23 protein-coding genes and 1 pseudogene are annotated in these 24,308 nt (G+C 58.0%); 17 read left to right on the top strand and 7 right to left on the bottom strand.

Annotated features, from left to right (window positions below; all coding sequences use genetic code 11):
• Positions 1-35 precede the first annotated feature (35 nt).
• The 13 genes and pseudogenes from Q0859_RS17540 (at position 36) to Q0859_RS17485 (ending at position 11,180) form a co-directional block, all read left to right on the top strand.
• Positions 36-194: a protein NnrT gene (locus tag Q0859_RS17540; protein WP_299153653.1), complete on the top strand. Its 159-nt coding sequence runs from the start codon at positions 36-38 to the stop codon at positions 192-194.
• Positions 191-442 (top strand): NnrT protein, encoded by a 252-nt coding sequence (locus Q0859_RS17535; protein ID WP_299153650.1) that lies wholly within the window; start codon positions 191-193, stop codon positions 440-442. The genes Q0859_RS17540 and Q0859_RS17535 overlap by 4 nt, the downstream gene beginning before the upstream one ends.
• Positions 426-680, top strand: a complete 255-nt coding sequence (locus Q0859_RS17530) for a DUF6522 family protein (protein WP_299153647.1) — start codon at positions 426-428, stop codon at positions 678-680. Before Q0859_RS17535 ends, Q0859_RS17530 begins: the two co-directional genes overlap by 17 nt.
• On the top strand, positions 680-1,873 hold the full coding sequence (locus Q0859_RS17525) for an NnrS family protein (RefSeq protein WP_299153646.1): 1,194 nt from the start codon (positions 680-682) through the stop codon (positions 1,871-1,873). Before Q0859_RS17530 ends, Q0859_RS17525 begins: the two co-directional genes overlap by 1 nt.
• Positions 1,870-2,538: an NnrU family protein gene (locus Q0859_RS17520; protein ID WP_299153643.1), complete on the top strand. Its 669-nt coding sequence runs from the start codon at positions 1,870-1,872 to the stop codon at positions 2,536-2,538. The genes Q0859_RS17525 and Q0859_RS17520 overlap by 4 nt, the downstream gene beginning before the upstream one ends.
• Positions 2,539-2,867: 329 nt before the next feature.
• Positions 2,868-4,520 carry an ethylbenzene dehydrogenase-related protein gene (locus Q0859_RS17515; RefSeq protein ID WP_299153641.1) on the top strand — a complete coding sequence of 551 codons (1,653 nt, stop codon included), beginning with the start codon at positions 2,868-2,870 and terminating at the stop codon, positions 4,518-4,520.
• 3 nt (positions 4,521-4,523) lie between these two features.
• Positions 4,524-4,748, top strand: a pseudogene (locus Q0859_RS21535) (2Fe-2S iron-sulfur cluster-binding protein); the annotation flags it as partial.
• Positions 4,749-4,844: 96 nt separating this feature from the next.
• The gene (locus tag Q0859_RS17510) at positions 4,845-5,582 is read left to right on the top strand and encodes an FAD-binding oxidoreductase (protein WP_299153639.1); all 738 of its coding nucleotides are present in this window, start codon (positions 4,845-4,847) and stop codon (positions 5,580-5,582) included.
• A gap of 494 nt (positions 5,583-6,076) precedes the next feature.
• On the top strand, positions 6,077-7,045 hold the full coding sequence (locus Q0859_RS17505; RefSeq protein ID WP_299153638.1) for a hypothetical protein: 969 nt from the start codon (positions 6,077-6,079) through the stop codon (positions 7,043-7,045).
• A complete protein-coding gene (locus Q0859_RS17500; protein WP_299153635.1) occupies positions 7,042-7,911 on the top strand; it encodes a ThiF family adenylyltransferase in 870 nt (289 codons plus the stop codon). Before Q0859_RS17505 ends, Q0859_RS17500 begins: the two co-directional genes overlap by 4 nt.
• Positions 7,908-9,116 (top strand): hypothetical protein, encoded by a 1,209-nt coding sequence (locus Q0859_RS17495; RefSeq protein ID WP_299153634.1) that lies wholly within the window; start codon positions 7,908-7,910, stop codon positions 9,114-9,116. Before Q0859_RS17500 ends, Q0859_RS17495 begins: the two co-directional genes overlap by 4 nt.
• Positions 9,109-10,194 carry a GNAT family N-acetyltransferase gene (locus tag Q0859_RS17490; protein WP_299153633.1) on the top strand — a complete coding sequence of 362 codons (1,086 nt, stop codon included), beginning with the start codon at positions 9,109-9,111 and terminating at the stop codon, positions 10,192-10,194. Before Q0859_RS17495 ends, Q0859_RS17490 begins: the two co-directional genes overlap by 8 nt.
• The gene (locus Q0859_RS17485) at positions 10,191-11,180 is read left to right on the top strand and encodes a hypothetical protein (protein WP_299153631.1); all 990 of its coding nucleotides are present in this window, start codon (positions 10,191-10,193) and stop codon (positions 11,178-11,180) included. Before Q0859_RS17490 ends, Q0859_RS17485 begins: the two co-directional genes overlap by 4 nt.
• Here the strand turns inward: Q0859_RS17485 and Q0859_RS17480 are convergent.
• Positions 11,177-12,808: a hypothetical protein gene (locus Q0859_RS17480; protein WP_299153630.1), complete on the bottom strand. Its 1,632-nt coding sequence runs from the start codon at positions 12,806-12,808 to the stop codon at positions 11,177-11,179. The two genes, Q0859_RS17485 and Q0859_RS17480, sit on opposite strands and share 4 nt — an antisense overlap.
• A 398-nt stretch (positions 12,809-13,206) precedes the next feature.
• The gene (locus tag Q0859_RS17475; RefSeq protein WP_299153627.1) at positions 13,207-13,701 is read right to left on the bottom strand and encodes an adenylate/guanylate cyclase domain-containing protein; all 495 of its coding nucleotides are present in this window, start codon (positions 13,699-13,701) and stop codon (positions 13,207-13,209) included.
• Between Q0859_RS17475 and Q0859_RS21530 the strand changes: the two genes are divergently transcribed.
• Positions 13,603-13,929, top strand: a complete 327-nt coding sequence (locus Q0859_RS21530; RefSeq protein WP_366523219.1) for a Hint domain-containing protein — start codon at positions 13,603-13,605, stop codon at positions 13,927-13,929. The genes Q0859_RS17475 and Q0859_RS21530 overlap by 99 nt on opposite strands.
• A 209-nt stretch (positions 13,930-14,138) precedes the next feature.
• On the opposite strand, the gene Q0859_RS17470 is transcribed toward Q0859_RS21530, so the two are convergent.
• Complete coding sequence (locus Q0859_RS17470; protein ID WP_299153625.1) at positions 14,139-14,831, bottom strand: anti-sigma factor; 693 nt, start codon at positions 14,829-14,831, stop codon at positions 14,139-14,141.
• On the bottom strand, positions 14,828-15,385 hold the full coding sequence (locus tag Q0859_RS17465) for a sigma-70 family RNA polymerase sigma factor (protein WP_299153622.1): 558 nt from the start codon (positions 15,383-15,385) through the stop codon (positions 14,828-14,830). The genes Q0859_RS17470 and Q0859_RS17465 overlap by 4 nt, the downstream gene beginning before the upstream one ends.
• A 116-nt stretch (positions 15,386-15,501) precedes the next feature.
• Here Q0859_RS17465 and Q0859_RS17460 point away from each other — a divergent pair, with 116 nt between their 5' ends.
• Entirely contained in the window at positions 15,502-16,353 is an 852-nt protein-coding gene (locus tag Q0859_RS17460) for a DUF4394 domain-containing protein (RefSeq protein ID WP_299153620.1), read from the top strand.
• A 941-nt stretch (positions 16,354-17,294) separates the two neighbouring features.
• On the opposite strand, the gene Q0859_RS17455 is transcribed toward Q0859_RS17460, so the two are convergent.
• The 3 genes from Q0859_RS17455 to Q0859_RS17445 all read right to left on the bottom strand — a co-directional run bounded on the left by Q0859_RS17455 (position 17,295) and on the right by Q0859_RS17445 (position 20,612).
• Positions 17,295-18,200: a malectin gene (locus tag Q0859_RS17455; protein ID WP_299153618.1), complete on the bottom strand. Its 906-nt coding sequence runs from the start codon at positions 18,198-18,200 to the stop codon at positions 17,295-17,297.
• Positions 18,201-18,614: 414 nt separating this feature from the next.
• Positions 18,615-20,117, bottom strand: a complete 1,503-nt coding sequence (locus tag Q0859_RS17450) for an alanine/glycine:cation symporter family protein (RefSeq protein WP_299153615.1) — start codon at positions 20,115-20,117, stop codon at positions 18,615-18,617.
• 60 nt (positions 20,118-20,177) lie between these two features.
• The gene (locus Q0859_RS17445; RefSeq protein ID WP_299153613.1) at positions 20,178-20,612 is read right to left on the bottom strand and encodes a universal stress protein; all 435 of its coding nucleotides are present in this window, start codon (positions 20,610-20,612) and stop codon (positions 20,178-20,180) included.
• A gap of 496 nt (positions 20,613-21,108) precedes the next feature.
• Between Q0859_RS17445 and Q0859_RS17440 the strand changes: the two genes are divergently transcribed.
• Together Q0859_RS17440 and Q0859_RS17435 are read left to right on the top strand one after the other, a co-directional pair.
• Positions 21,109-22,839 carry a type I secretion system permease/ATPase gene (locus Q0859_RS17440; RefSeq protein WP_299153609.1) on the top strand — a complete coding sequence of 577 codons (1,731 nt, stop codon included), beginning with the start codon at positions 21,109-21,111 and terminating at the stop codon, positions 22,837-22,839.
• A complete protein-coding gene (locus tag Q0859_RS17435; protein ID WP_299153606.1) occupies positions 22,839-24,152 on the top strand; it encodes an HlyD family type I secretion periplasmic adaptor subunit in 1,314 nt (437 codons plus the stop codon). The genes Q0859_RS17440 and Q0859_RS17435 overlap by 1 nt, the downstream gene beginning before the upstream one ends.
• Positions 24,153-24,308: the final 156 nt, after the last annotated feature.

Raw genomic sequence — 24,308 nt, 5'->3', positions numbered from 1 at the left:
CGATCAGGCTAAGACACAAATCTGTCTGAACGTTGTTGCAGCGCAAACTCCCGCGCCGCGCAGGCCGCTATCAATTGGTCAGCCGCCCAATCCCACAGGCCCAATCGGCCACAGCTGAGTTCTGGTATGCGCTGGCGAGCCTTACACTGTTGGTCAGCATGATTGCGCTGCATTGGCTGGTGTCGCGCAGATGACCCGCAAAGGATGGTCAACAGGGCGTATCGCGCTGGCTCTTTATCCGTTCGGAGCGGGAGCGGCGGCGGTAAATGTCTTTTTCGCCGCGCTGATCCTGAGCTGGATCGGCGGGCCGATCCTGTCGACCACACTGTCGATTGTTTTGGGGTGTATTATCGGCGCGCCTGCGACATGGTATTTCGCACGACACATCCGCCACCTGATGGATGTCTCAGACGGAGTCACAGGATATGAAAGTCACGATTGAAAACGGGATGCCCACGGTTGATGCGCATGATCTTGGCAGGCTGCTTGATATGCCGCCCGACCGTGTGCAGGCCGAGATGCGCAACGGTGCGCTCACCTCGCGGCTGGAAACCGGCATAGATGAAGACGCTGGCAAGATGAGGCTGACGTTCCTTTACAAAGACAAACGCGTGCGACTGACCTGTAGCGAAGATGGTGAGGTGCTCAGCACGGTTCGCGTAAATACCGGGGAAACGTAATGACGCTCACCTCAGCAGGGCAAATGCGTGCGTGGTCGGGACCGGCCCTGTTCAGTTTCGGCTTTCGCCCCTTTTTCCTGTTCGGCGCTGTCTGGGCGGTTCTGGCGATGCTGCTGTGGCTGGCAACGCTGGTCGGCTGGATCGAACTGCCGACGCGCTTTGAGCGCGGCTCGTGGCACGCCCATGAATTCCTGTTCGGCTATCTTGGCGCGGTGCTGGCGGGGTTCCTGCTGACGGCGGTCCCCGACTGGACCGGACGCTTGCCGATGGTCGGCTGGCGGTTGGCCGCACTCTTTGCGCTTTGGGTCGCAGGCCGGATTGCAATCCTGTTCTCAGGGACGCTTCCGCCTCTTGTGACACCGGCGATCGATCTTGCCTTCCCGCTGGTCCTTGGCGCGCTCATCCTGCGCGAGATCGTGGCTGGCAAGAACTGGCGCAACCTCATTGTTCTGGCACTTCTGGCGGTGTTCACGCTGGCCAATACGCTGTTTCACTACGAGGCGCTTGTTGGGGGTTACGCCGCACAGGGTTTCGGGCTTCGGCTGGGTCTGGCCACGGCGGTGATGATGATCGCGGTGATCGGCGGACGGATCATCCCGTCCTTCACCCGCAACTGGCTTGCGCGGTCAGACAACCCCGCGCGACCCGCCCCGCCGATGCAACGCTTTGACAAGCTCGTGCTTCTGATCAGTATTTCCGTTTTGGTGCTCTGGGTTGTGCGCCCGTTTGCGCAACTGACCGGTGTGGCGCTGATTGTGATGGGCGTGTTGCACTTCGCGCGGCAACTGCGCTGGCAGGCGCATCAGACGCTGGCAGAACCGCTTGTCTGGGTTCTACACGCCGCTTATGCGTTCATTCCCCTCGGGGCAATTGCGCTTGGCGTCAATCAGGTCGTGGGCGGTTCCGGCACGGCTGGCGCGCAACACCTTTGGATGGCTGGCGCTGTCGGAACCATGACCCTTGCGGTGATGACCCGAGCGACGTTGGGGCATACAGGGCGCGATATGACGGCGGACAGGGCGACCTTGGCCATCTACCTTTGCCTGTTTGGCGCGGCCTTTGCGCGGCAGTTCACCTCGGTCTGGCATGAAATAAGCTTTGTCGCTGGCCTTCTGTGGCTCGCCGCGTTTGTCGGGTTTATCGTGGCCTATGGTCCGGCTTTGCTGCGTCCCAAACCGCAGGCAAAACCATGACATGGACAGAATTCGCCGCCGTCTTCGCGGCATTCTTTGTGACGCATTCGATCCCCGTCCGCCCGGCGATCAAGTCGCGCCTGATCGCCGGGATCGGGCAGTGCGGGTTCTTGGCGGGCTATTCCATCTTGTCGCTCGGGATGCTGATACTGCTGATCTGGTCGGCAGGGCGCGCGCCCCATGTTGAGCTTTGGCCGCAGATGCCGTGGCAGCGCCATGCCGTGCATCTGGGCATGCTGGCCGCCTGTCTGATCCTTGCGTTCAGTCTAGGCCGACCCAACCCGTTTTCTTTCGGCGGCGCAGGCAACGGCGATTTTGATCCGGCCCGTCCGGGCATCGTGCGGATCTTTCGCCATCCGGTTCCTGCCGCGCTTGCGTTCTGGGCGGGGCTGCATCTGTTGCCGAACGGAGATCTGGCGCATGTCCTGCTGTTCGGCGTTCTGGGTGGTTTTGCGATTGCTGGTCGTGCCCTGATCAACCGCCGCAAACGTCGCGAAATGGGAAGTGATGTCTGGATCGATCTGGATCGCAAGGTTGCTGATGCACCCCTTCTGGCAGGGCCCGCGTCACCAGCTGGCTTTGCGCTGCACCTTGCCGTCGGCTTGGGTACGTTCGCAACCCTCTTTTGGCTGCACCCCTATGTGATAGGTGTCACTGCGCAATAATCGGCAGGCATTGGGGCGGCCTTTGGCGAGATAAGCGATCTGGCCCAATATGCTCTGGCCGGGATGGGCGGCGACCGGGTCGCAACAAGGCGCTTACGACATGTCCACAAACAGGCAAGATGTTGCGCGAAATTTGATGAGTAGCAACTTGCTCAGCCGATTCCCCCGGTATCTAAGCATCTCTTTTCATTGCCTTTCGCTGTGCCTTTGGGTCTCTGAACTTGAAACCTCCAGCGCCGCTCCGCCGAATATCTGGGGTGAAGTTGACGGACGTTGCTCTGCACAACGATGCTTGGGGCAATTGCAGAGTTTTGAGGGAGGAGATGCTAATGGCTCGTCAAAAGCCACGATCCGATTTTTTCACTTTCGCGGTCCACTGGTTGCTTATTACGGCCCTGAGCGTAAGTCTGTTCACCGGGTTGCGCATTGCTGCGGATATGCCGCAATCAAGTTTCGCGAGCAATTTTTCGGGCCTCCTGCCACAGGGCAATGTCATCTTCTGGCATTTGATTTCCGCCGTTGGATTTGTCGCGCTGTTCGCGGCCTATGCGGTTTTTATCTGGCGTGCCGGGCTTTGGGGCAGGATCGCTTTGAACCGATCATGGCGTACCGACATCATGGGCGGGACTGACGCCAGAGGTTGGTGGCGGGCGCTGAATGTGTTGATCTACTGGGTGGCGTTTGCGGCGCTGATTGTTGCGTTGATCACGGGACTGGCCATGGGTGTCTTGCCCGGCCTGATGGCCTATCCGCTCGCTGCCATGGTTCACGAATATGCAGCCTGGGTGTTGCCCGCCTACATGGTGGTGCATGTCGCAGCACTTGCCTTCATGGGCGGCGTCTCGCAGCTCTTGAAGATTTTTCGCCCGACCCCTGCTTTCGGGATCGCGGCCGGGGGCGCTGTGATTGCGGGAACGGCAGCCGCAGCCATGATGATGACGCTCGAGCGGACCGCGTCCGAGAACCTGATGGTTATGCGCACGGATGAACTGCCCGATCTGGACGGCAATCCCGATGATGCAAGCTGGGGCATTGCGGCACCCGTGACCGTTACCACGACACGCGGTGCAAACTCTGATGAAGGCGTCACCGATGTGACTGTTCGCGCGCTCCATGACGGCACAGACATCTATGTCCTGCTGCAATGGGAGGATGCCACGCGCAGCCAGAAGCACCTGCCGCTTGTGAGGACCGAAGCCGGTTGGCAAGTGCAACAATCCGAATTCAGCATACAAGACGAAGACGACTACTACGAAGACAAGTTTGGCGTGATGCTGTCCCGCGGCGGCGGCATTGCCGGGGATCATTCGATCCACCTTGGCCCGCAACCGCTTGATAACGCGCCGGAGCCTTCGGGCGGGCGAGGTCTGCACTATACGACCGATGGCAGTGTGGTCGATGTCTGGCACTGGAAGTCAGTGCGGACCGGCAACACCGTTATGAATCAGATTGACGACAACTATTTCGGCCCGCCAATGGTTCCCAAGGGCGAGGGGCGCTACACTGGCGGTTACAGCAAGGACCCCAAGGATGGTGGCGGATATGCCATGAATTGGGAGGAATACTCGGACGATCTGGTCACCCCCGTCGCGTTGCCCCGTGATCCGTCGATGCTTTCCCAATTTCAGCAGGTCAATCTGGCCCCAGACGCGGGCGATGACATTGGGCTGTTTTTGCGCGAAAGCGAGACGGTGCCCTACGATCCTGCGCTCGACACGCTTGAGAACTTTCCCGTCGGAACGATCCTGCCTGCTGTCATCGTTGACGCGCCGATGGAAGGTGATCGCGGCGACGTCACAGCTGTCTCGCATTGGGAAAATGGTGTCTGGACGATGGAGGTGAGGCGTAAGCTGGACACCGGCTCGGAATATGATGTGGCCTTCTTGCCGGATGCGCCAACCTATCTTTGGGTGGCAGCCTTCGATCACGCGCAGACCCGCCACACGCGCCATCTCTATCCGGTCGTCGTGGAACTGGAGTAGCCCATGCCACATCTTCGGATTGCAAACTGGCCCCACAAGGTGCCTTTGAACAAGGGAACACTTCTGGAGGCCGGGCTTGAGGCCGGCGTTCCAATTCCCAACCAATGCCGATCGGGCGACTGTGGCAGCTGCAAATGCCAGCTCCTCAGTGGTGAGGTCACGTGCCTGCCACATATTGCCGGGACACTGAGTCAGGAGGAAGCTGCGAATGGCTGGATCCTCGCCTGTCGATCAAAGGCAAGAGGGCCACTCGAAATCCGGTTCCCCGAACCTCTTGGCGCACCAACCATTGCGCCGTGCCGATATCGGGCCGAGGTGATCGCAGTGACGCAAGAAACGCGGGATGTCGTGGCAGTTCGGTTGAGGCCGCTGACCCCACTGGAGTTTCATCCCGGGCAGTATTTTGATCTGTCATTGCCGGGTAAACCTGCGCGCAGCTATTCGCCCGCCACGACGTCAGCCCAAAATGAACAGACATTCTATATAAAGGTTCTGCCGGACGGCTGCGTCAGCCCGATGATCGCCAAAGGTCTGCCAGCAGGCACCCGGATTTGTCTGGACGGACCGTTCGGTTCATCCTGCCTGTCGGATATACCCGATCGTCCGATCCTGTTGCTGGGCGGAGGAACGGGGATTGCGCCGCTGATCTCCATGGCGAAGCACCTCGTGGAAATGGCACCACATATACCCTGCCACATGTATTTCGGCACCCGCACCGGCGAGGATGTCTTTGCAAATGATGCGCTAAGTGACCTCTTGAAGGCGGGACCCAATTTCCGGCTGTCCGTCATTCTGTCGGAAGCGGATGAGACGACAACATATCGCACAGGTTTCATAGGGCCTGCGGTTGCTCAGGATTATGCCAGCCTGTCACAGCATCGGATCTTTGCCGCGGGGCCGCCTGTGATGGTTGAGAGTTGTCAAAGGGATATTATCAGGCTCGGTGCCGAGCCCGATCAGATATCGATAGACAGTTTTCTGCCGTCGAAACCCCATACTGCGCCAGTCCGTGAATCCGGCCTGATGCGGATTGGGCGAAGGCTGTTCGGCGGTGCGTCTTGACAGGTCCACACCCCATCACCGAAGGCAGACGATGCCAAAGGTTCCGCACCTGAAATCGCTGATCATATCTGTACATCCCCTTTGAGGATCGCCTTGCCAGATCAACTGCCCGAGACAGCGTCGGAAACATCAATCTGGCGGCAGGTGGATGCTTTGCCAGCACACATTCCATGCACTATGGTCTGAATGGCCACGTGGGGCATTTCCGCACCGGGCGTTATCGGAAAAAAATCGCCGTAGCAATAAGGCGAAGCAGCGAGAGGCCTACGGGGACCGTACGCGGCTTTACGTACCGTACGTTACATCACTCGCAGCACAACGTCCTGTCCCAGGGGCGCAACTGGATATGAGTGAGACCGCGACTGCTACAAGAACATCGCGCTTTGCAAAGAATAAACCCGTCTGCACGAATAAAGATATTGCGATCAGCATGGTGCCAGATTTAGGCTCGGGCGTTGAGCGCAAAGGGACAAACCCTGTGCTGGCCAAAGGCTTTGAAGGATCTGTTTATGTCCGGGTTTGTGCGCGCATTGTTTCAGCCACGGCTCGATTTGACCCTGTCCACGGGCAAACATTTTGAAACGCGGATTGTCGAGCGTCCGGGGCTGTGGATGTCACAGGAGGAATTGGCGTCGCTGTCGGCTGATCTTGTTACGGTCGCTTCGAAAACGCTCGCGCGTGGGTCATTGACCTATGGCGTGTTTTCAGGTGATCCGGAACGGCTGAAGTCCACGATTGTCACGATTGTACGCCGCAAGGACACCCGGCAGCCAGTCGCATTCAACGCGCTGGCTCTGATGGATATCACGACGATGACGGAGCCGATGGAGGTGTTGCATCTGGGGTTGGTCATGGTGGATCCAGACCAGCAATCGCAGGGATTGTCGTGGGTTCTGTACGGTCTGACCTGCATCTTGTTGTTGTTTCGCAATCAGATGCGTCCGCTTTGGGTGTCAAACGTCACGCAGGTGCCTGCCATTGTGGGCATGGTCGCGGAGACCTTTGACGATGTATTCCCAACGCCCCGGCGGTCCAAGGAGAGATCCTTGCAGCATCTCCTGCTGGCGCGCACGATCATGGCAGAGCACCGGTACGTTTTCGGGGTAGGGGCCGATGCCGGGTTTGATGAAGACCGCTTTGTCATCACCAATGCCTATACCGGAGGCTCGGACGATCTAAAGAAGACCTTTGAGGAAGCCCCCCACCACCGCAATGCTATTTACAACGAGTTCTGTCAGAACCTGTTGGACTACGACCGGGGTGATGACGTATTGCAGCTTGGACAGATCGATCTGGCGACGGCCAGTGGCTATCTGAAGAATTCGGTGCCCCGGGCGTCTCTTGCCAGTGTCGGTGTGACCCTGGTGGCCTTGATGCTGCAACGGGTGATCCTGCCCGCACTGCACTGGTTCGACAGCAACCGGCATTTTGGCACGTTGCGCCCGCGAAAGGACCCGATTTGACCTTTTCCTACGATGATTTCACAAACCGCAATATCGGGTTTGTAACGCCAGAGGAACAAGCCCGCCTGCGTGCGGCACAGGTTTTTGTGTGTGGCACGGGCGGCATGGGGGGCGCTTGTGTCATGGGGCTGGCGCGCATGGGTGTCGGGCGACTGATCCTTGCGGATATCGACGCGTTCGAGACATCGAACATGAACCGGCAGGTCTTTGCCTTTCGTGACACCATCGGGGGGCAAAAAGCCGAGGCCACGCGCGATCTGTGCCTGCAAATCAATCCCGAGATGGAGATCACGGTCTATCGGGACGAGTGGCCGGACCATGTGCAAAGCGCTGTGGCAGACAGCAAAATCGTCGTCAACGGGACAGACGACCTTGGTGCATCACTTTTGCTGTACCGCCAATCGCGCGAGGCTGAACGTGCCGTGATCGACGCCTATGCCTCTCCGCTGCCATCCGTCTTTGTGACGCAGCCAAAAGATCCGATGCCGGAAGAACGGTTGGGATATCCAACCATTGGCACCGCTTGGGATGCACTCAGCCAGGCGCAACGCGAGAGCGCCTTTTTTGCAGAGGCGACCTATGTGGTGTTGCATTCTTCTTCGCGCCGCTACATCGACCTTGAGCTGGCTGGTGAAGTCACAGCCGGTAAACGCAGCCGCATGTCTTTTGCACCCATGGTGATCTCGACCGGGATGCTGATGGCCTATGAAGTGGTCAATGGCATTCTGGGGCGTCCGCCGGGTGCGGACCACCGTGGGTGGTTTTTTAACCCCTACGCTGCGCGGGTCGAACATCCACGCAATCCTATCACGGCAGCGGTGCTGCGGCCCGTCGTCACCCGCTTTTTGCGACGCATGATGGCATGACGGGCTTTTCGCCGGAATTGATTGCCGACAGTGTTGTTACGTTGGCAAGCCTGTTTGGTCTGGCGCTGTTCGGGCAGGTATTGCGCATGCAGCGCCCCAGAACCGTGCTGACAAGGCGGTTTCTATTTGCGATCCAGGTCGTGGCCGCGCTGTTGGCCATCCGGCTTTTGCAATGGCTTACGGGTGCAGAAGGGATCGGGCGTTTGACCTTTGCCTTTGCCGGCCTCGTCCCGCTTGCGATGCTCCTGGTGGTCGAGGCATTGCTGCGCCGGCACGCGCCGCTCATCCTGAAGGCATGGGCCGCTGTCGGGGCGCTTGTCTTTGCGGTTGTGGCCGCGGTGACACCACCAACTCAGGCGTTTTTGGCCATTATTTCGCTGGCGGGCTTTCAAGTCCTGACTGTTGTAGCACTGACCGTCCTTGTTCTGGCGCGAGACAGGAAAAGCCTGTCGGTGGCGGAAAACACGACAATCGACCGGCTGGCACTGTCCCTCGCCCTGATCGTGCCACTGACCATATCGGATTTCCGAACCGAGTTTCTGGACTTTCCGGTGCGGTTGTCAGGTATTGCCATTCTGGCCATGTGCTGGCTTGGCCTGACGCTTCGCCGCAGTGATGCGACGCAATCCGAAGTCGTCTCGGCCACCGCGGCACTTGCTGCGGGTCTCGCTATTGCGTCGCTCTGCATCATGGAACTCGCCGGGCTTGATGTGCGCACAACGGTGCAGGTGATGGCGATTGTCGTCAGTGTGGGTTTGCTGGCCTTGATCTTCTATCAGGCCCGGCTGATCAGGCGCGAGGTCAAGGTCGGGCGGGTGCTTGATGTCTTGGCCGACGATGGTCTGAGCAGCCATGATGCGTTCTTGCAGGCGCTTCAAACGAGGGCGTTGACCTCGGGCGCGTTGATCCTGAACGCTGATAGTCTGGGGGATTTCGATGCGGTGTTCAAAGATCACCTGATCCGCCGTGGCGTCGTGTCCTCGAAAGATCTGGACCTGCTTGGCAATCCAAAGCTCTCCGAGCAGTTTGCATGGTTCTTTCGCAAATTCGAAGCCAGCCATGTTATGTTGGTGTCCAAGGACCCGCTTCGCACCATGGCGCTGAATGTGCCCGCGCTCGCCCAATCGCGGCAACTGGAACTGGAATTGCGGATTGCACAGCGGCTCGCAGTCCTTCTGGCCGAGCGGGACGCATCGCATGATTGAGATCGTCGAACGCGATTTTGCGTCATTCTTCGAGGTCCCGTTTCAGGCCTATGAGGACAGCACGCCTTATGTATCTCCGCTGAAGTCTGACCTTAAGCGTGCCTTGATCGCAGGTACAAACCCGCTTTTCCCAAGCAACGAGGTCTTCAACTATTTCACCGCCTTTCGCGACGGGATCCCGTTGGGACGGATCGTGGTGCATGATCATATCGCCTCAAACAAGCTTTACGGGACCAAACACGCCTCGTTCGGTTTCTTTGACTGTGCTGATGACACCGAGATTGCCAGGGCCTTGCTGGACAAGGCCGAAGGATGGGCCCGAAGCAAGGGGCACGAAGAACTTGTCGGGAATTTCAACCTCACGGCGATGCAGCAGATGGGCGTGCAGACTGACCATTTTGAGCGCAAAGCCTATACCGACATGGTCGTGAACCCGCCGCATATTCCAAGGCTTTTGCGCCAGAACGGTTTTGTACCCGTCTTTCCTGTGACCACGTTTGAGCTGGATCTGGCCAAGGCCAAAATACCCCCGTTACAGCTGGAAACGGACTGTGCTTTCGCCCCGGTCCGGCGCAAAACCTTCGCCGCACGTATGGAAGAGGCAAGGCAGGTGCTCAATGACGGGTTTTCGGACAATGCGATGTTCGTGCCCCTGACAGCCGGGGAATTCAACTTTCAGGCGGGTGAGATGATGAGCATTATCGACCCCCGACTGTCCGCGGTTCTGGCCAAGGGTGATGAGCCCGTCGGCGTCGTGATCTGCATTCCCGATCTCAACGGCTTTCTCAAGGCGACACGCTCGCGCTTTACACTGATGACCCCGTTTCACTTCCTGCGCTTCCGGCTGCGGCGCAAACGTGCAGTGATCATTTTCTACTCCGTTGCCAAGTCGTGCCACGGGCGCGGCCTGATGAGCGCAATGCTTTCGCGAACCCTCACGCAACTGCGCGGGGCTGGTTATGAACAGCTTGGCATCACCTGGATTGCGGACGAAAATCAGGCGTCCCTACGAATGATGTCCAAGATCGGGGCCACCCCGTTGCATCGCCTTCATTTGTTCAGGAAAGACCTGACATGACGCCTGATTTGTTCCGGCAGCTGGTTGCGCGGGCCAGTCTGGCCCCCAGTGTTCACAACGTTCAACCGGCCCGCTGGAAGCTTGAGGGGGATCGGATTTGGTTGTTCGAAGACCACAAGGTGCGCCTGCCTGCCGCAGATCCCACAGGCCATGATGCCGCGATGAGCCTGGGTGCGGCGCTTGAGGGGATGGTGCTGGCTGCGGCGCAGGAAGGATTGCGCATATCGCACGATCTGGTGACGGATGACGGCACCAGCGACATGCGCCCCATCGCCCGACTGACTTTCGCTCCGGAGACCGCCGGCACCCCACAAGGGGATGCGCTGGCCCGGCATGTGATCACCCGGCAAAGCTGGCGCGGTGCGTTCAAAGCCCCAACGGATGAAGGCCGCCAAGTCGCACAGACACTTGCTGATGCAGATTGCCACGTGTTCACAGCTTCTGAAATGATCCGGCTCATTGCGAAACTGCTGGATACGGCCAGTTTCACGTTCACCAGACGGGATGACTTTCGCACAGAGCTTGTCTCGTGGATGCGATTGCGGCGCAGTCATCCGAATTGGGCGCGCGACGGCCTGAATGCCGATGCGATGCGACTGGGGTTCTTTGAAAGGATCGGCGCGAAAGTGTTGCTGGGCTTTGGATTTCGCCCTTTGTTAGCCTGCGGTCTTGCGGAAAAACTGCTGTCTGAGGAACAAAAGACGGCTGCCGCAACCGCCATCGTGGTATTTCACCGCCCCAAGGGCGAAGACCCGTTTGTGAGCGGTCGCGCCTTCTACCGGGCCTGGCTCAGGATCGAAGCTGCTGGTTTCGGGGCCTCTGTGCTCACCGCTCTGGCCGATGATCTGACGAGCGCCGAGGCTTTGGCCGGGATGGCGGAATTGCCCAAGGACCGCCGCATCGTTTCCGCCTTTCGGATCGGGCACCGCCCGCCGCATGCCCCGTTCCCTCCTGCGCGACGCTCCGTCGACGCGCTTATCCTCTAAAGCTGTTTGAGAAACTCGATCAAAGCGGTCTTGTCCGCCTCGCTCAGCGTTGCACCAAACGCATGCCCCTTGCTGCTCAGACCCGGTTGGCCTGTGTCCAGAACGACCGGCGTGGAAAAGGGGATGTAATCTCGCGGATATCGCCCGTCTTCCAATTTCAGCCCCAAACGCGAGAAGTCGAGCATGTGCCCGCCCAGTTCAAACGTCTCTGGTCGGGCCTCGGGTGTCAGCAAGTGCCATATGGTCGGGACCGTTCCGTTATGCAGATACGGGGCCGAGGCCCATATGCCACTCAGTGGCGGCGCGGCATAGGCCCCAGTGCGTTCAACGGCGATTTGATCGCGATAGGCCGTGTCCTCAAAGACAGCGACAAGGTCTTGCGTGAAGGTCTGCGCCCTGAGCGGATCGGTACCAACATCGCCAAGCCAGTTCGGGAACGAAATGATGTCTGGCAACACCCCTGCAACGGTATAGGTGCCATGACAGCTGCTGCACTGCTCCCCGTAGACTGCCGCCCCTCTCAGGGCCAGATCGCGATCAATCACGCCGGGAAAGGGTTGCGGTCTGTAGGTTTTATCCAGAAAGGCAAGGATGTCTTCGGCTACGGGGATGGACTGAATTGCCGTGCTTGGGTGAACGCCCATGCTGGGTACCGTAAAGAATGTCGTGATTGTCGCCAAAGCGGTCCGCTTTTCGGCCGTATTGTCCACGGCCGTTGTCTCGGTTTGTCGTTCGGTTTGCGGGATGGCATAGGCTCCGTCGACCAGCAGACTGCTGCGCCAGTGCCGGTATCCAAGGTCCGGAATAGAGACGATACCCGCATCGGCAAGGTCAGCCCCGAGAAACGGTACCCCAAACACATGTTTGAGCGCGGCAACCCCGTTGGTGCTGCCCGGAACCCCATTGACGAAAGGCAGTGCACGATCGTCGTCGATCTGATCCAGCCGCGCACCGACCAACGGCAAGATCAGCCATCGCAACGTTTGGCGCTCGCGCCAGCCTGTATCGGGATGCAGCGCCATAACCGTTTCGATCAACAGATCCGGCCTCTGTTGATAGGCTTTGAGTGTTCGAAAAATGGACTGTGTATAGGCTTCGAGGTTCAGGGAACTGTTGGGCATCCCAATCCATGCGGCGGCGGGGTCGGGGACACCATCAGCGCCGTAGGTCACACCGGCATGACAGGCCGCGCATCCCAGATTGGCCACATGTACCGGCAGCCCCACCATCGGAGAGATCACCCCATGTGTCACACCCAGTGGCAACGCGCCCGGCGCGCCGGGTACACCGTCCGGCATATTCTTGATCCGGGCCTGCACAAGAAACCCGAATGAGGTCAGCACCTTATTCAGCGTGTCGCGGTCGGTTGAAAGCGTTGGGCTCTGATCAACCGCCTCAAGGACAAGGGCTGCCGTCATCAATTTCCAGGGTACCGCGTGACTTTCCAAGGCTTGCAGGCTCAACCCGCCAAATGCCGCGCCGACAAAAGCAGCCGCTCCGCGTTCCGCGGCACCCGCACCGGGCGCAACAACGGGCACCGCCTGCGAGGTCACCTCGTGACGCGCGCCAATCCACGCTCCGACAACAAGAAATGCGAGTGCCCCGAAACCCAGAAGTATTCTTCTCATTAAATCTCCTGCTCAAGAGGCTACGTTGAAGGCATCTCTTGACGTGCTTGTCGTAGCGCCCCGGTCCGCACCGATAGAGGGTATTTCCGGAATAATACTAGTGTTACACAGCCTTTTTGGAAATGTCATGGCGACAGCAAGCGACGTGTTGTGCCAAAGTAAGGCTGTGATGCCGATCCAACGTGTTGGGTGGTCGTGCGTTTATCAGGTCGGGCAGGAGAGCAGGATATTCCAGACGTCGTTATGTCCAGCCACGACCTCGCTCCGCTGAAAGCAGCCGTTTGAGCAGATGGCGCGAGGTTCCAATTTTGTCGCGTTCTTTATCCGTTCCGTGATGGGCCTGAACCAATCCAGCACCTGTTGAAAAAATCGGGCATCGCTCGTAAGCCTGAACATCTTTATGGGTTCGCGGATGCCCTTGAGGCTGAGTTCACCTTTCGTTTTGACCTTGAAGTCATCCTCAACCGTAATTCTCGCCCGCTTACTCGGTAGGATTTCACCGTCATCCGCCTCATCGCATAGCCCAGAGAGACGCCAACACCAAATCCGAGACGGTGGCCCAGCCGTTTCCACACCGTACACAGCTTAGCCATTTGTGCGCGCATCGCAACCGCAAGCCTGACCACATCCCCCGCAGGATCGTCACGAGGGACGAGGTCATTGAACAGCACCATCACCCCGTGACCCATGCGAAGATCGATGTCCGCGCCATGCTGGTTGATCAATTTTCTCATTTCTTCGTGATAGGTTTGCAGCGCCTCGATCGTCTCTTCGGGCTCTGCATTTTGATAGAAGTGCCGGCAACACAGCGCGAAGTTTTCGCGCCCGCAAAGGGTCTGGTAGATTTGGCGGGTGTACGGATCTGCAAGGGCAAGCGGCATGTCGTGTATCATGCCCTATTGTGGGATCGCCATAGTGTGGTTTTCGCAAACGGAGCCCCAGTGGAGAGTTTCTTCCCCGGCAAAGCAGCTCTGGAATTCATCGGAAACCGTTTGAGGTATGAACTTACAAACGCACTCAAGAGTTTGGGCGGTGACTATGGCCCGATGGCGCGTCCTTGTATGACCTCGCGACAGGCTCAGGAATTATGCCAGGTATTAAATGCGCAAAAGCCAAAATGACAGGATACATGGCGGCATGATATCGTTTGTTGAAAAGCAGACCTGAATTCATTCAGTATCGTTGGTTACTTTGGTCCGCACTGCGGACATCCCCCCTTCTTGCCAAAACCAAATGGCCAAATGCGGCCGGTATCGCCAATGGCGCAAGAGTATTGGCTTTGGCAATCTCGCGCTCCGTTTGAGGAACAGACCTTCAACAGGCTCTTTGGTCAGATGGCGTCCAAGACGTTCGGGATACCGACGGTGCCAAACACCCGACCTGACGGTAAGCCTGTTGGTGAGCCGCCAGGTGGCTCTTCGGACACGCCTAAGGTCAAGGTGCCCTGAACAGCTGCAATCTCAGGCGGCAAGGGCAGGCGGACGCTCTCCCCTTCGGGCCAAAGTCCAACAGATTGGGCGGGTTCATCCGGTCCGTGCGCCCAGACCTGCAATATGCGCCCCGCAGGAGCCGCCCCGGCAGTGCGGGTCAGGATCACCTCGTTACGCGTCTTGTCCACAACGGCCACCACGCGGAAGTCACCGGTTTGCGATGTGATTTCGGCTGTGTATAGCGGCCCGGTCCGTTGCGGCACTCCGGCTTGCCACGAGGTAATGGCCAGCAACAGAAGTGCGGCGACCCCGGTACCGGTAAGGGTCTGCCACAGCCCTGCGCGCTTCCAGAATGACAGATGGGGTGCCTGTGGAAACAAACGCCGGATCACAGCTGCCTTCGCTGCGGCGGGTGGGTTCACGGGCTTCAAGTCTGCCATCTGTGACAGGCGCGCCTCCCACTCTATGATGCGGGCGGCAAAGACGGGATCAGACATGGCACGCTCGCGCGCCTCGTCAAGGGCGGCGTCTTCGAGAAGCCCGATAGCATATTCCGCAGCCAGCATGTCATCTGTGTCCGGATTGTCGATCATTGGCTCATACACTCCCGCAGGGCGATCAATCCGCGCCGCAACCAGGTGCGCATGGTGTTGAGCGGCACCCCGGCTGCGTCGGCCAGGTCAGAATAGCTGTAGCCCTCAAGGTAGGCTCCCTTTATCGCGGTTGCCCGGTCCTGTGGCAGAGTGGAGATGCACTCGGCCAACCGACCGGCCTCTGACGCGGCGATGGCCGCTTGTTCGGGCGTCGCGCCGGGGGCGGCCAGAACATCGTGATAGTCTGCCAGATCCTTGTGGCTGCGCTGCGCACGCAAGCGGTCGATGGCCGTGTTGCGTGTGACCGTGATCAGCCAGGTCATCGGCGAGTGGCCAGTTACGCGGTAGCGCCCGGCATTGTTCCAGATCTTGATGTAGGCGTCCTGCATGGCGTCCTCCGCAATGGGCGTCTTTCCCAATACACGGACGCAAACGGCAAAAAGTTTCGCGCTGGTCGCTTCATAAAGCGCCTCGAACGCAGAGCGATCCCCCAAAGCGCATTTGGCAATCATGGCCTCAACGTATTCCGGAGTCAGAGTTTTTCCGCCTGTCATGGGTCCATCAGAAAAAAAATGACGCACAGCTGAAACTTTCGTCCTCGATCCCACGTGACTTAGGCAATCGATCTGCAAATGCGCAGGTCATTGCAACCGAAAAGGACGACAACATGATGATCCAGAAGACCGCCGCCGCCGCTGTGCTGACACTTTCGCTGGCATCGCCGGCCTTGGCGATGGGGCACGCCGGAACCAAGGGCTATGCGTTGGCCGAAAACGGCAGCACGCTTGTCACCATGGCCGACATCGCAGCCCTTGACCAGATCCAGACGTTTGCGCTGGACACGCCCGTGCGCGCGATTGCCTACCGTCCCGTGACCGGGCAGCTCCTGGGCTATGCCGATGGTGCGATCTACAGCATTGATCTTATGACCGGAAAGCTGACGGACCTTGGGGCCGCCTTCATGGAGGATGCCGTAATCGGGGATGGCGCTGTCGCGTTTGACTTCAATAACCAGATTGATGCTGTGCGCGCAGTGGGTGCGGATGGGGCAAACCTGGTTTATTTCCCCGATGGGTTCGGTGATGGCGATGAACGGGCCAATTCGGTGCGTCGCTTTTCGGACGCATTCTATGTGGAGGGTGACAGTTCTGTGGGTGCCGATCCGTTGATCTTTGCAAATGCATATACGAATGCAATCGCCGGGGCGACGGCGGCATCCACAGCCCAATATGCACTGGACGCCCGTGCCAATACGCTTGTCACGCTCGCCAACAATGCAGGAGAGCTGGCAACCGTGGGTCTGCTGACGATTGATGGCAAGGCTGTCGATGTGACCGACGCCGGTGGCTTTGACATCGTATCACCCACGGAGGGCACTGATATGGCCTATGCCGTGTTGCAAATCGACGGCGAAGATACGGCGGGTCTCTATCTGGTCGATCTTGGCTCGGGTGCGCTGACCGATCTTGGTGACCTCGGCCTGAGTGGCTTTACCGGCTTTGCTGTATCACAAGGTATGTAAGGAACGTTGGGTGAGGTCTTGTTTTGACCCGCCTTGTGACAGTGAAGGAAGTGCCTCTGGCCAAGCAAGGCTGGGGGCACTTTTTTTACCAGCGGTGTTGAAGACTTATCGCCGGTACCGCGTTCCAAAACAGTCTATATTGGTGATCAGTCGGGCGGGGATGACAGGAACAGACCGTAGGGTTCCAGCAAATCTGGCGGAGCTCTCCCGTGGAACCGGCGTCGGATGAGTGATCTGTCAATGTCTGCCTCTGGAGAGCCGCAAAGCCGCGTGCGATAACTCCTCCAAAGCCAGCTCCGGGCGGTACGCAAGGCATTGCGACCATGCCGCGATGCATCCGACGTTGGGTATTGAGTCCAATTTACCGGATGCTGTACTGCAGCAAATGTCCGCTACAGTAATTCGCGCACGTCGGGACTGATCGTGGAGACACATACATTTGGATGTGTGATCCATGGTAGTTCTGTTTTCGTGTTCGCTCTCGTTTCGATCATGGGTTTGGTGGTCCACGGAAAGCGAACTCGGGTAGATTCGAATGTTCGGGCACCTCCAATACGTTTGTTTCTGCTGCTATGCGCACGCGCTGCATCTATCTGGGGCTTGCTGCATATGCTGGCCTAAATGGTTTAGAGCGGGGTTGGTTCGAGGAACAGATTTCCTGTCCTTCGCCGTGGCCGGAGCCTCGATCGATCAGGGATCTTCGTTGAGGTACTAAGGTGGCGAAAATCAAAGACTGGACCCGTCGCGGTTTCGTTCCGCCCCAAGTGCTCGTTTAAGCCACCTTACGCTCGAATGCGACGGGCTTTCCAGCCCTGACCCTATGTGCGAGCAAAGGCGCGGATCGTTTCAGGAGGCAGGGTGGTTTCAATGGGTCTTTGCGCGGATCACCTCAGATAATGTTCAGGGCAAGCACTGGTGATCCAAGGCGTAGATCGGGTGCTTCAAAAACTGAGATCGTCATAGAGTGAGCCTTGTGAAAACCCCTTATCTTTGACCTCTTCAGCTTCCCATACCGAAAAGCCGGAGATTTTCGGGTTCTGAACTTCTCCGCTGATCCGAATGGTGAGCGATCCATCGTCCACCGCCACCTGACCGACCAGATCAAGGGCAGTGTTGAAGCCCGCCTCATCCGTGATGTCCAGATTGTTGAAAACAAGTTCGTCTTCCACGAAGACATCAAACACACGTTTGCCGGATGTCGCAGCACCAGACCAAATTTCGGCAAAATTCAACTCGACATCATAGGTGCCGTTGTCGACTTCCAGATCATAGGTAAGGCTGTTCGCGCTCCAGCGTTCCGACTGATAAAGAGCGTCATCGCCTGTTGTACCAGCGATATCTGTGCCGGTTTGATGCGACCGACCGTTATTGAAATCGTCGGCCTGATATTTTACGCCGTTTTCTGCTGTAAACGCATCGCCGCCCGCATTCACCGCATAGACCAGCGTTGGCAGGGGGGCCGCTCCGCCGTCGGTCGTGTCGCCGGTTTCATCCAATTCGAAGGTGAATAGCTGCCGGGTGCCATCTTCGCGGTCACTCAGTCCAAAGGACAAAGTGCCATTGGCCGGATCATGGCCTGCACCAACATTGATTGTGAAGATATTGTCCACCGTATTTTCGTTAAAGACATATTGTCCGTTATTGTCGCGCGGGCCGTTATCGTCGTGGATGATGATTGGGTAGGCGTTTCCCATGAAGGTCACCGCATCGATGTGCCTGCCGTTGGACCATTCGCCCTTGGTATCAAGCAGCCTCGCATAGTCAAACTCAAGGTAGAGGTCACCCGAGGTCGGATCATAAGTTGCTGCGGACAAGGGTGAGATGTGGTCGGTGGCCAATTCGAACATGTTTCAATTCTCCTACAGATGGGACAGGTGGCGTGACGGGTCCTTGTATCGAACCGGCGCGGCGCAACTGTCAAAGATCTTTCGACTATCAATAGGTTGAGGGCGAGATGCTGCCAAAACGCATCTGGTGGCGCGCGACAATTCTCTTAGATGGCCGCAGCTTGCCAGCGTCTGGGACTTTCACAGCGTTGGTCCAGGTATCGGGGGGGGTGGTGCCGCTGCCGCAACGTATACGAGCGCCTTATGTGGCTTTGCCTTCAGGGTTGGGCCGTCAATATGGCTCAACAACTCTTGCAACCAGCAACTGTTCGGTCTGCTCCGCACAAGCTTGCATTTTTCACTGGAGCAAAGTCCCCAACATCAGCGATATGTATCGACGTGCATATCGTTGATGTTGGCGACGTTTCCTTTTGTTCAGTGGCTATATCTCTTGATCTCGCCGTTGGCCAAACGTGCCTTATAGCTTAGCATTTCACGCCGCACGATTGGTGCGAGGAAGTACAGACCCAGAATGTTCGGCACACAGATCAGGAAGACCAGAGCGTCCGAGATATCCAGGATCGGTCCCAGTTGCACCATGCAACCCAGTGCCACAAACGCGCAGAACATCAGCTTGTAGATCGTCTGCCCCATATGGCCTTCACCAAATAGATAGGTCCAACCCTTCAACCCATAGTATGACCACGAAATCATTGTCGAGAATGCAAAAAGCAACGCACCAAAGGCCAGCGGTAGCGGGAACCAGCTGATCTGCCGCTCAAAGGCAGCCGATGTCATCGCCACGCCTGTGGCATCACCGGCAAAGTTCGGGTCCGCAACCTGACTTGTTCCGATGACCAGTGCCGTGATCGTACAGATGACAATGGTATCAATGAACGGCTCCAACAGCGAAACGTAACCTTCGGTCACGGGTTCTGGTGTTCTCACGGCGGCGTGCGCGATGGAGGCCGACCCGATGCCCGCCTCGTTCGAAAAGACGGCACGTTGGAAGCCGATGATCAGTGCACCAATCGCACCACCTTGCACGCCTGCACCTGTAAATGCACCGGAGAAGATATTGCCAATCGCAGCGGGGATCGATGTGAAATTCATCAGGATGACGATGATCGCGAACACGCAGTAAAAAATCGCCATGAAGGGGACGATCTTTTCCGTCACGCGGGCGATGGACTTGATACCACCTATAATGACCATGAAGACGACCGCGGCGAGGATCAGGCCGACCAACCAGCCCAGCCCGTCAAGTGCGCCCCCTGCGACGGTATTCAACTGCACATAGGCCTGATTGGATTGGAACATATTGCCGATGCCCAAGGCACCAACAAAGATACCGATCGCATAGAACGTGCCCATGAACCTTCCGAAACCGCCCATGCCGCGTTCTTCAAACCCTTTGCGCATATAATACATCGGGCCGCCCGACACGGATCCATCGGGGTTTTCCTGCCGGTATTTGACCCCTAGCGTGCATTCTACAAACTTGGTGGACATGCCCAGAAAACCCGCGACAATCAGCCAGAAGGTGGCCCCCGCGCCACCAATCGTCACGGCCACAGCAACCCCACCGATGTTACCAATGCCGACCGTGCCAGACACGGCTGTGGCAAGCGCCTGAAAGTGTGACACCTCACCTGGACTGTCGGGATCGGCATAGTCCCCACGGACGAGTTGGATCGCGTGTTTGAAGCCGCCGATGTTCACGAAGCCCATATAGAATGTGAAGAATACCGCCCCGATCACGAGCCATAAGACAACCAGCGGAAGCCCGGCTCCCAAAACGGTGATCTTGAAAAACACGAAACTGCCGATCGCTGATGCGATGGGTGCCGTGATTTCGTTGATTGTATCGTCAAAGCCTGCATGTGCGGCCAATGTAGAGAGCAGTAGAGCCGTAAGCGTTGCCAGGAACCTCATCATAACTTGTCTCTCCATTTTTTTGTTGGCTCACCACCTGTGGGTGACCTTTGCAGCGGGGTATCAGGGCACGACGACAACAGGTACGGGCGAGGTCTGGACCAAATTGCCCGCAACGCTCCCGAACAGCAGGTTCTTGATGCCCGACTGCCCACGCCGTCCGATTACAATCTGCTGCACACCAAAGTTTTCCGCGAGTTTGATCAGTGTTTCCGCTGGTGGCCCATGCCGGACAACCGTTTCATACTCGATGCCCTCGGTCGCCAGCTGCTTTGCTGCGGGTTCGACGACGCCGGAGGTCGCCCTGTCGATCTCTTCCTCGCGGCGCATGTGACGCTCTGCGTTCTCTTCGGGTGTATTGAATGAATAAGGTGACCATTCGATGACGTATGTTATGATCAACTTTGCGCCGCCAAGCTTGGCCCGCTCACTTGCATACCGAAGTGCCCGCTGGCCACCGTCACTACCATCTATCGCAACTAAGACCGAATTCGTCATAAGACTTCCTCTCAAACTGCATCTGGCTTTGGCTGCATCGCCTGCAAACGGTAGAAAACCAACACAGCTTGTCAGGAAGTGTTGATCAAAAAACACATTTAGACAAGCCGCGTGACTCATAAGGTCGATATGGACGCAAGATCGACTGGAACAATCAGGCCAAAGCGGCACATCAGGTACAAAGTGTGCGTAGATTCTGAGCAGAGGACCGTAATGCATGACGGCTGAGGTCACGCTTATCGCGGAGCTTGATGAAGGCGACATAATCGTGGCGTGGCGGGCTCAATTCCTGAAATGTTGCCCGGACAGGTCGGCATAGGTGGATCCGGGGTCCGGAATTGCCCGTTGAAGCGGTAACGGCAACGGCTGATTTTATCACTCCTTACAGGTTTTCGGCGGAAATCCGACGTGAATGCGTGGTGACGCAATAAGGCCGTGACATTCCAGATATCGGCGATCAGGTTGCGAAAAAATCGATCAGTGTGGCGTTGAACAGATGAAAGCGAATACCAAACCGGGGTTTCCCGAGCTGCGCGAAGCCCGCCGGGAAGGCATCTGGCTTTTGTGGGCTGTGTTCCTGTTCAGCATCTTTGTGAACCTGCTGATGCTCACAGGCCCACTGTTCATGCTGCAAGTCTATGACCGGGTGCTGGGATCGCGTTCCGAAGAGACGCTGGTGGCTCTTTTTGCGCTGGTGGGTGCGCTTTATGGCCTGATGGCAATGCTGGATTATGCGCGTGGGCGGGTGCTGGCGCGCTTTGGGGCACGCTTTCAGTCACGGCTGGATGATCGGGTTTTCGATGCGGTGCTCAAACGCGCGTTGTTGCCCAAGGAACGTGCTAACCCGGCCAGCGGTTTGCGTGATCTGGAATCTGTTCAGGGTCTTTTCACCTCGCCGGTGATGTTGGCGCTTTTTGATATCCCCTGGACGCCCTTCTTTCTGGGCGCGATCTTTATTTTCCATCCCTGGCTGGGCTGGGTGGCCGTTTTTGGGGGTGGGATGTTGATTGTCATCACGCTGCTGAACGGATTTTTGACGCGGAGCAAGACGATGGAGGCCCAGACCGCCTCCAGCCATGCCAGCGGTTTTGCCGAACAGGCCCGCCGATCCTCCGAGGTCGTGCGGGCACAGGGGATGGGTCCGGCGGTGTCCGCACGCTGGCACAGCATGCGCGACGTGTCCCTTCAGCAGACGATGAAATCCAGCGATTGGACGGGTCTGTTTTCAGCTGCGACAAAGTCCTTCCGGCTGTTCCTGCAATCCGCCATGCTGGCCGTGGGGGCCTATCTGGTGTTGCAGGGGGAAATGACGGCCGGGGCGATGATCGCAGGCTCTATCTTGCTGGGCCGCGCATTGGCACCGATTGAGCAGACCATCGGGCAATGGGCAATGGTGCAGCGTGCGCGCGCGGCCTGGTCCGCGCTTGGCGCTTTGTTGGAAATCACGCCGCCAGCCCCCAAAACGCTGACCTTGCCGCAACCCGAGGCGAATATCTCCTTTGCGGGTGTGTCCGTCATGGCCCCGGGGGCCAAATCCCCGACCCTGAGAAACGTCTCTTTCTATCTAGGTGCGGGGGAGGCTTTGGGGATCATCGGCAAAAGCGGGTCGGGCAAGACGACACTGGCCAAAACACTTTTGGGCCTGACACGTGTGGCGACCGGAGAAGTGCGGTTCGGCGGAGCAACGCTGGATCAATATGATCCCGATGATCTCGGATCCTATATCGGCTACCTGCCACAAAACGTCGTGCTCTTTTCGGGAACGATTGCGGACAACATCGCGCGCATGTCGACCGAACCTGATGGGACAAAGGTTGTCGAAGCCGCAAAGCGGGCCAATGCCCACGACATGATCCTGACGCTGCCGGATGGGTACGATACGATTGTGCACGGCGATGACAGCCAGTTGTCGGGGGGGCAGCGTCAGCGGATTGCTCTGGCCCGCGCGTTTTACGGGGACCCGGTTCTGTTGATCCTGGACGAGCCCAATTCCGCGCTGGACAATGATGGCTCTTTGGCGCTGAACCGCGCGGTCAGTGAATTCAAGGCGAGCAATCGCGCAGTCATCATCACAACGCACCGCCCCTCTGCGATTTCCGAATGTGACCGGCTGATGGTCATTGATGGCGGGCAGGTCAAGGCGGACGGCCCTCGCGACGAGGTGCTGAAATCCATGGTGAGCAACGTGCAGAAAATCAAACAGTCTTTGGCAACGGCAAACGAATAATGAACGCATCCCCTCAAATACCCGGGACATGGACGGCAAAGGGTCCTTTGTTCGTCGGCGCTTTGGCACTGCTGATCCTGGTCGGCGTGTTGGGCGTGTGGAGTGTGCAGGCCCGCATCTCAGGGGCCGTCATCGCCTCGGGCATGATCCAGGTGGAATCGAACCGTCAGGTGCTCCAGCATCCCGAGGGCGGTGTCGTCGGGGCCCTTATGGTGAAGGACGGGGATCAGGTTGCCGCCGGGGACGTGGTGTTGAAGTTTGACGATACACGGCTGGTGTCCGAGTTGGCGGTCATCGAGGGACAGCTTTTTGAAATCCTCGCCCGCAAGGCACGGCTAAAGGCCGAGCGGGACGGGCTTTCGGCCTTGGTGGTCTCGGATGAATTGCAGGAACTGGCCGCCGAAGACCCCGAAGTACAGGCGCTGATCGACGGGCAGGCGCAGCTGTTTGAGGCGCGCGCCACATCCTTGCAGCAAAGTTCCGAGCAGATCCTTGAACAGATCGCGCAGGCCGAAAACCAGATCGAAGGGGCGTCTGCACAGCTTGCAGCCCTGGAGACGCAACAGGGCCTGATCGAGAGCGAACTTGGCGACAGCCAGCAGCTCTTTGAAAAGGGCCTTACGCCGGCGTCGCGCGTTTCTTCGCTGCAACGGGAACAGGCGCGACTGTTGGGAGAGATCGGCAGCACCACTGCCAGCGTGGCGCAATTGCGCGGGCAGATTGCCGCGTTGAATATCGAACGCATCGCGCTGACCTCGCGTCTGCGCGAAGAGGCGATCACCGCCCTGCGTGACCTCCAGTTTCAGGAAGTGGAACTGGTGCAGCAACGCTTGATCACCAAGGATACCCTGTCCCGCATGGATGTGCGGGCTCCGGTCAGCGGCGTGGTTTACGGCAGCCGCATCTTTGCCCTGCAATCGGTGGTCTCACCCGCAGAAGCCATCATGTATATCATCCCGCAGGACCAGCCGATGGTGGTCTCGTCTCGGGTTGATCCCATCGATGTGGATCAGGTCCATGTGGGGCAGGATGCGTCCTTGCGTTTTGCCGCGCTGGACCAGCGCATGACGCCGGAAATTTTCGGGCAGGTAACGAAACTGTCCGCAGATGTGTTTGTCGATGAGGCCACAGGCGCGTCCTATTATCAGGTCGAACTGGTGCCCAAAGAGGGCGAGATGACGAAACTGAACGGCCAGATCCTGTTGCCCGGCATGCCGGTCGAAGCCTTCATCACAACCGCCGAAAGATCGCCACTGAATTACCTGTCCAAACCGCTGACCGACTATTTCACCCGGGCCTTCCGCGAAGGCTGAGGGCCGGACGCACCAACATCAAAAAGCGGGCTTTCGAGTTTGGTGCGGACGATATCGGTGTTGCAATTCCACCGAAAGCTCTTGGGGTCAGAACCGATTGATCTCAAATATGCGGCCCGATTGACGGCTCGAACAACGAGCGTCGAACATGTTTGA

The sequence above is a fragment of the uncultured Tateyamaria sp. genome (assembly GCF_947497045.1).
Lineage (GTDB): Bacteria > Pseudomonadota > Alphaproteobacteria > Rhodobacterales > Rhodobacteraceae > Tateyamaria.
This window is presented reverse-complemented; position numbering and strand designations above follow the sequence as displayed.

Bases quoted from the DNA above. Each gene is read 5' to 3' on its own strand.
- Q0859_RS17535 (WP_299153650.1), top strand. From the start codon at position 191: ATGACCCGCAAAGGATGGTCAACAGGGCGTATCGCGCTGGCTCTTTAT.
- Q0859_RS17530 (WP_299153647.1), top strand. From the start codon at position 426: ATGAAAGTCACGATTGAAAACGGGATGCCCACGGTTGATGCGCATGAT.
- Q0859_RS17525 (WP_299153646.1), top strand. From the start codon at position 680: ATGACGCTCACCTCAGCAGGGCAAATGCGTGCGTGGTCGGGACCGGCC.
- Q0859_RS17520 (WP_299153643.1), top strand. From the start codon at position 1,870: ATGACATGGACAGAATTCGCCGCCGTCTTCGCGGCATTCTTTGTGACG.
- Q0859_RS17515 (WP_299153641.1), top strand. From the start codon at position 2,868: ATGGCTCGTCAAAAGCCACGATCCGATTTTTTCACTTTCGCGGTCCAC.
- Q0859_RS17495 (WP_299153634.1), top strand. From the start codon at position 7,908: ATGACGGGCTTTTCGCCGGAATTGATTGCCGACAGTGTTGTTACGTTG.
- Q0859_RS17490 (WP_299153633.1), top strand. From the start codon at position 9,109: ATGATTGAGATCGTCGAACGCGATTTTGCGTCATTCTTCGAGGTCCCG.
- Q0859_RS17485 (WP_299153631.1), top strand. From the start codon at position 10,191: ATGACGCCTGATTTGTTCCGGCAGCTGGTTGCGCGGGCCAGTCTGGCC.
- Q0859_RS17480 (WP_299153630.1), bottom strand. From the start codon at position 12,808: ATGAGAAGAATACTTCTGGGTTTCGGGGCACTCGCATTTCTTGTTGTC.
- Q0859_RS17475 (WP_299153627.1), bottom strand. From the start codon at position 13,701: ATGATACACGACATGCCGCTTGCCCTTGCAGATCCGTACACCCGCCAA.
- Q0859_RS17470 (WP_299153625.1), bottom strand. From the start codon at position 14,831: ATGATCGACAATCCGGACACAGATGACATGCTGGCTGCGGAATATGCT.
- Q0859_RS17465 (WP_299153622.1), bottom strand. From the start codon at position 15,385: ATGACAGGCGGAAAAACTCTGACTCCGGAATACGTTGAGGCCATGATT.
- Q0859_RS17460 (WP_299153620.1), top strand. From the start codon at position 15,502: ATGATCCAGAAGACCGCCGCCGCCGCTGTGCTGACACTTTCGCTGGCA.
- Q0859_RS17455 (WP_299153618.1), bottom strand. From the start codon at position 18,200: ATGTTCGAATTGGCCACCGACCACATCTCACCCTTGTCCGCAGCAACT.
- Q0859_RS17450 (WP_299153615.1), bottom strand. From the start codon at position 20,117: ATGATGAGGTTCCTGGCAACGCTTACGGCTCTACTGCTCTCTACATTG.
- Q0859_RS17445 (WP_299153613.1), bottom strand. From the start codon at position 20,612: ATGACGAATTCGGTCTTAGTTGCGATAGATGGTAGTGACGGTGGCCAG.
- Q0859_RS17440 (WP_299153609.1), top strand. From the start codon at position 21,109: ATGAAAGCGAATACCAAACCGGGGTTTCCCGAGCTGCGCGAAGCCCGC.
- Q0859_RS17435 (WP_299153606.1), top strand. From the start codon at position 22,839: ATGAACGCATCCCCTCAAATACCCGGGACATGGACGGCAAAGGGTCCT.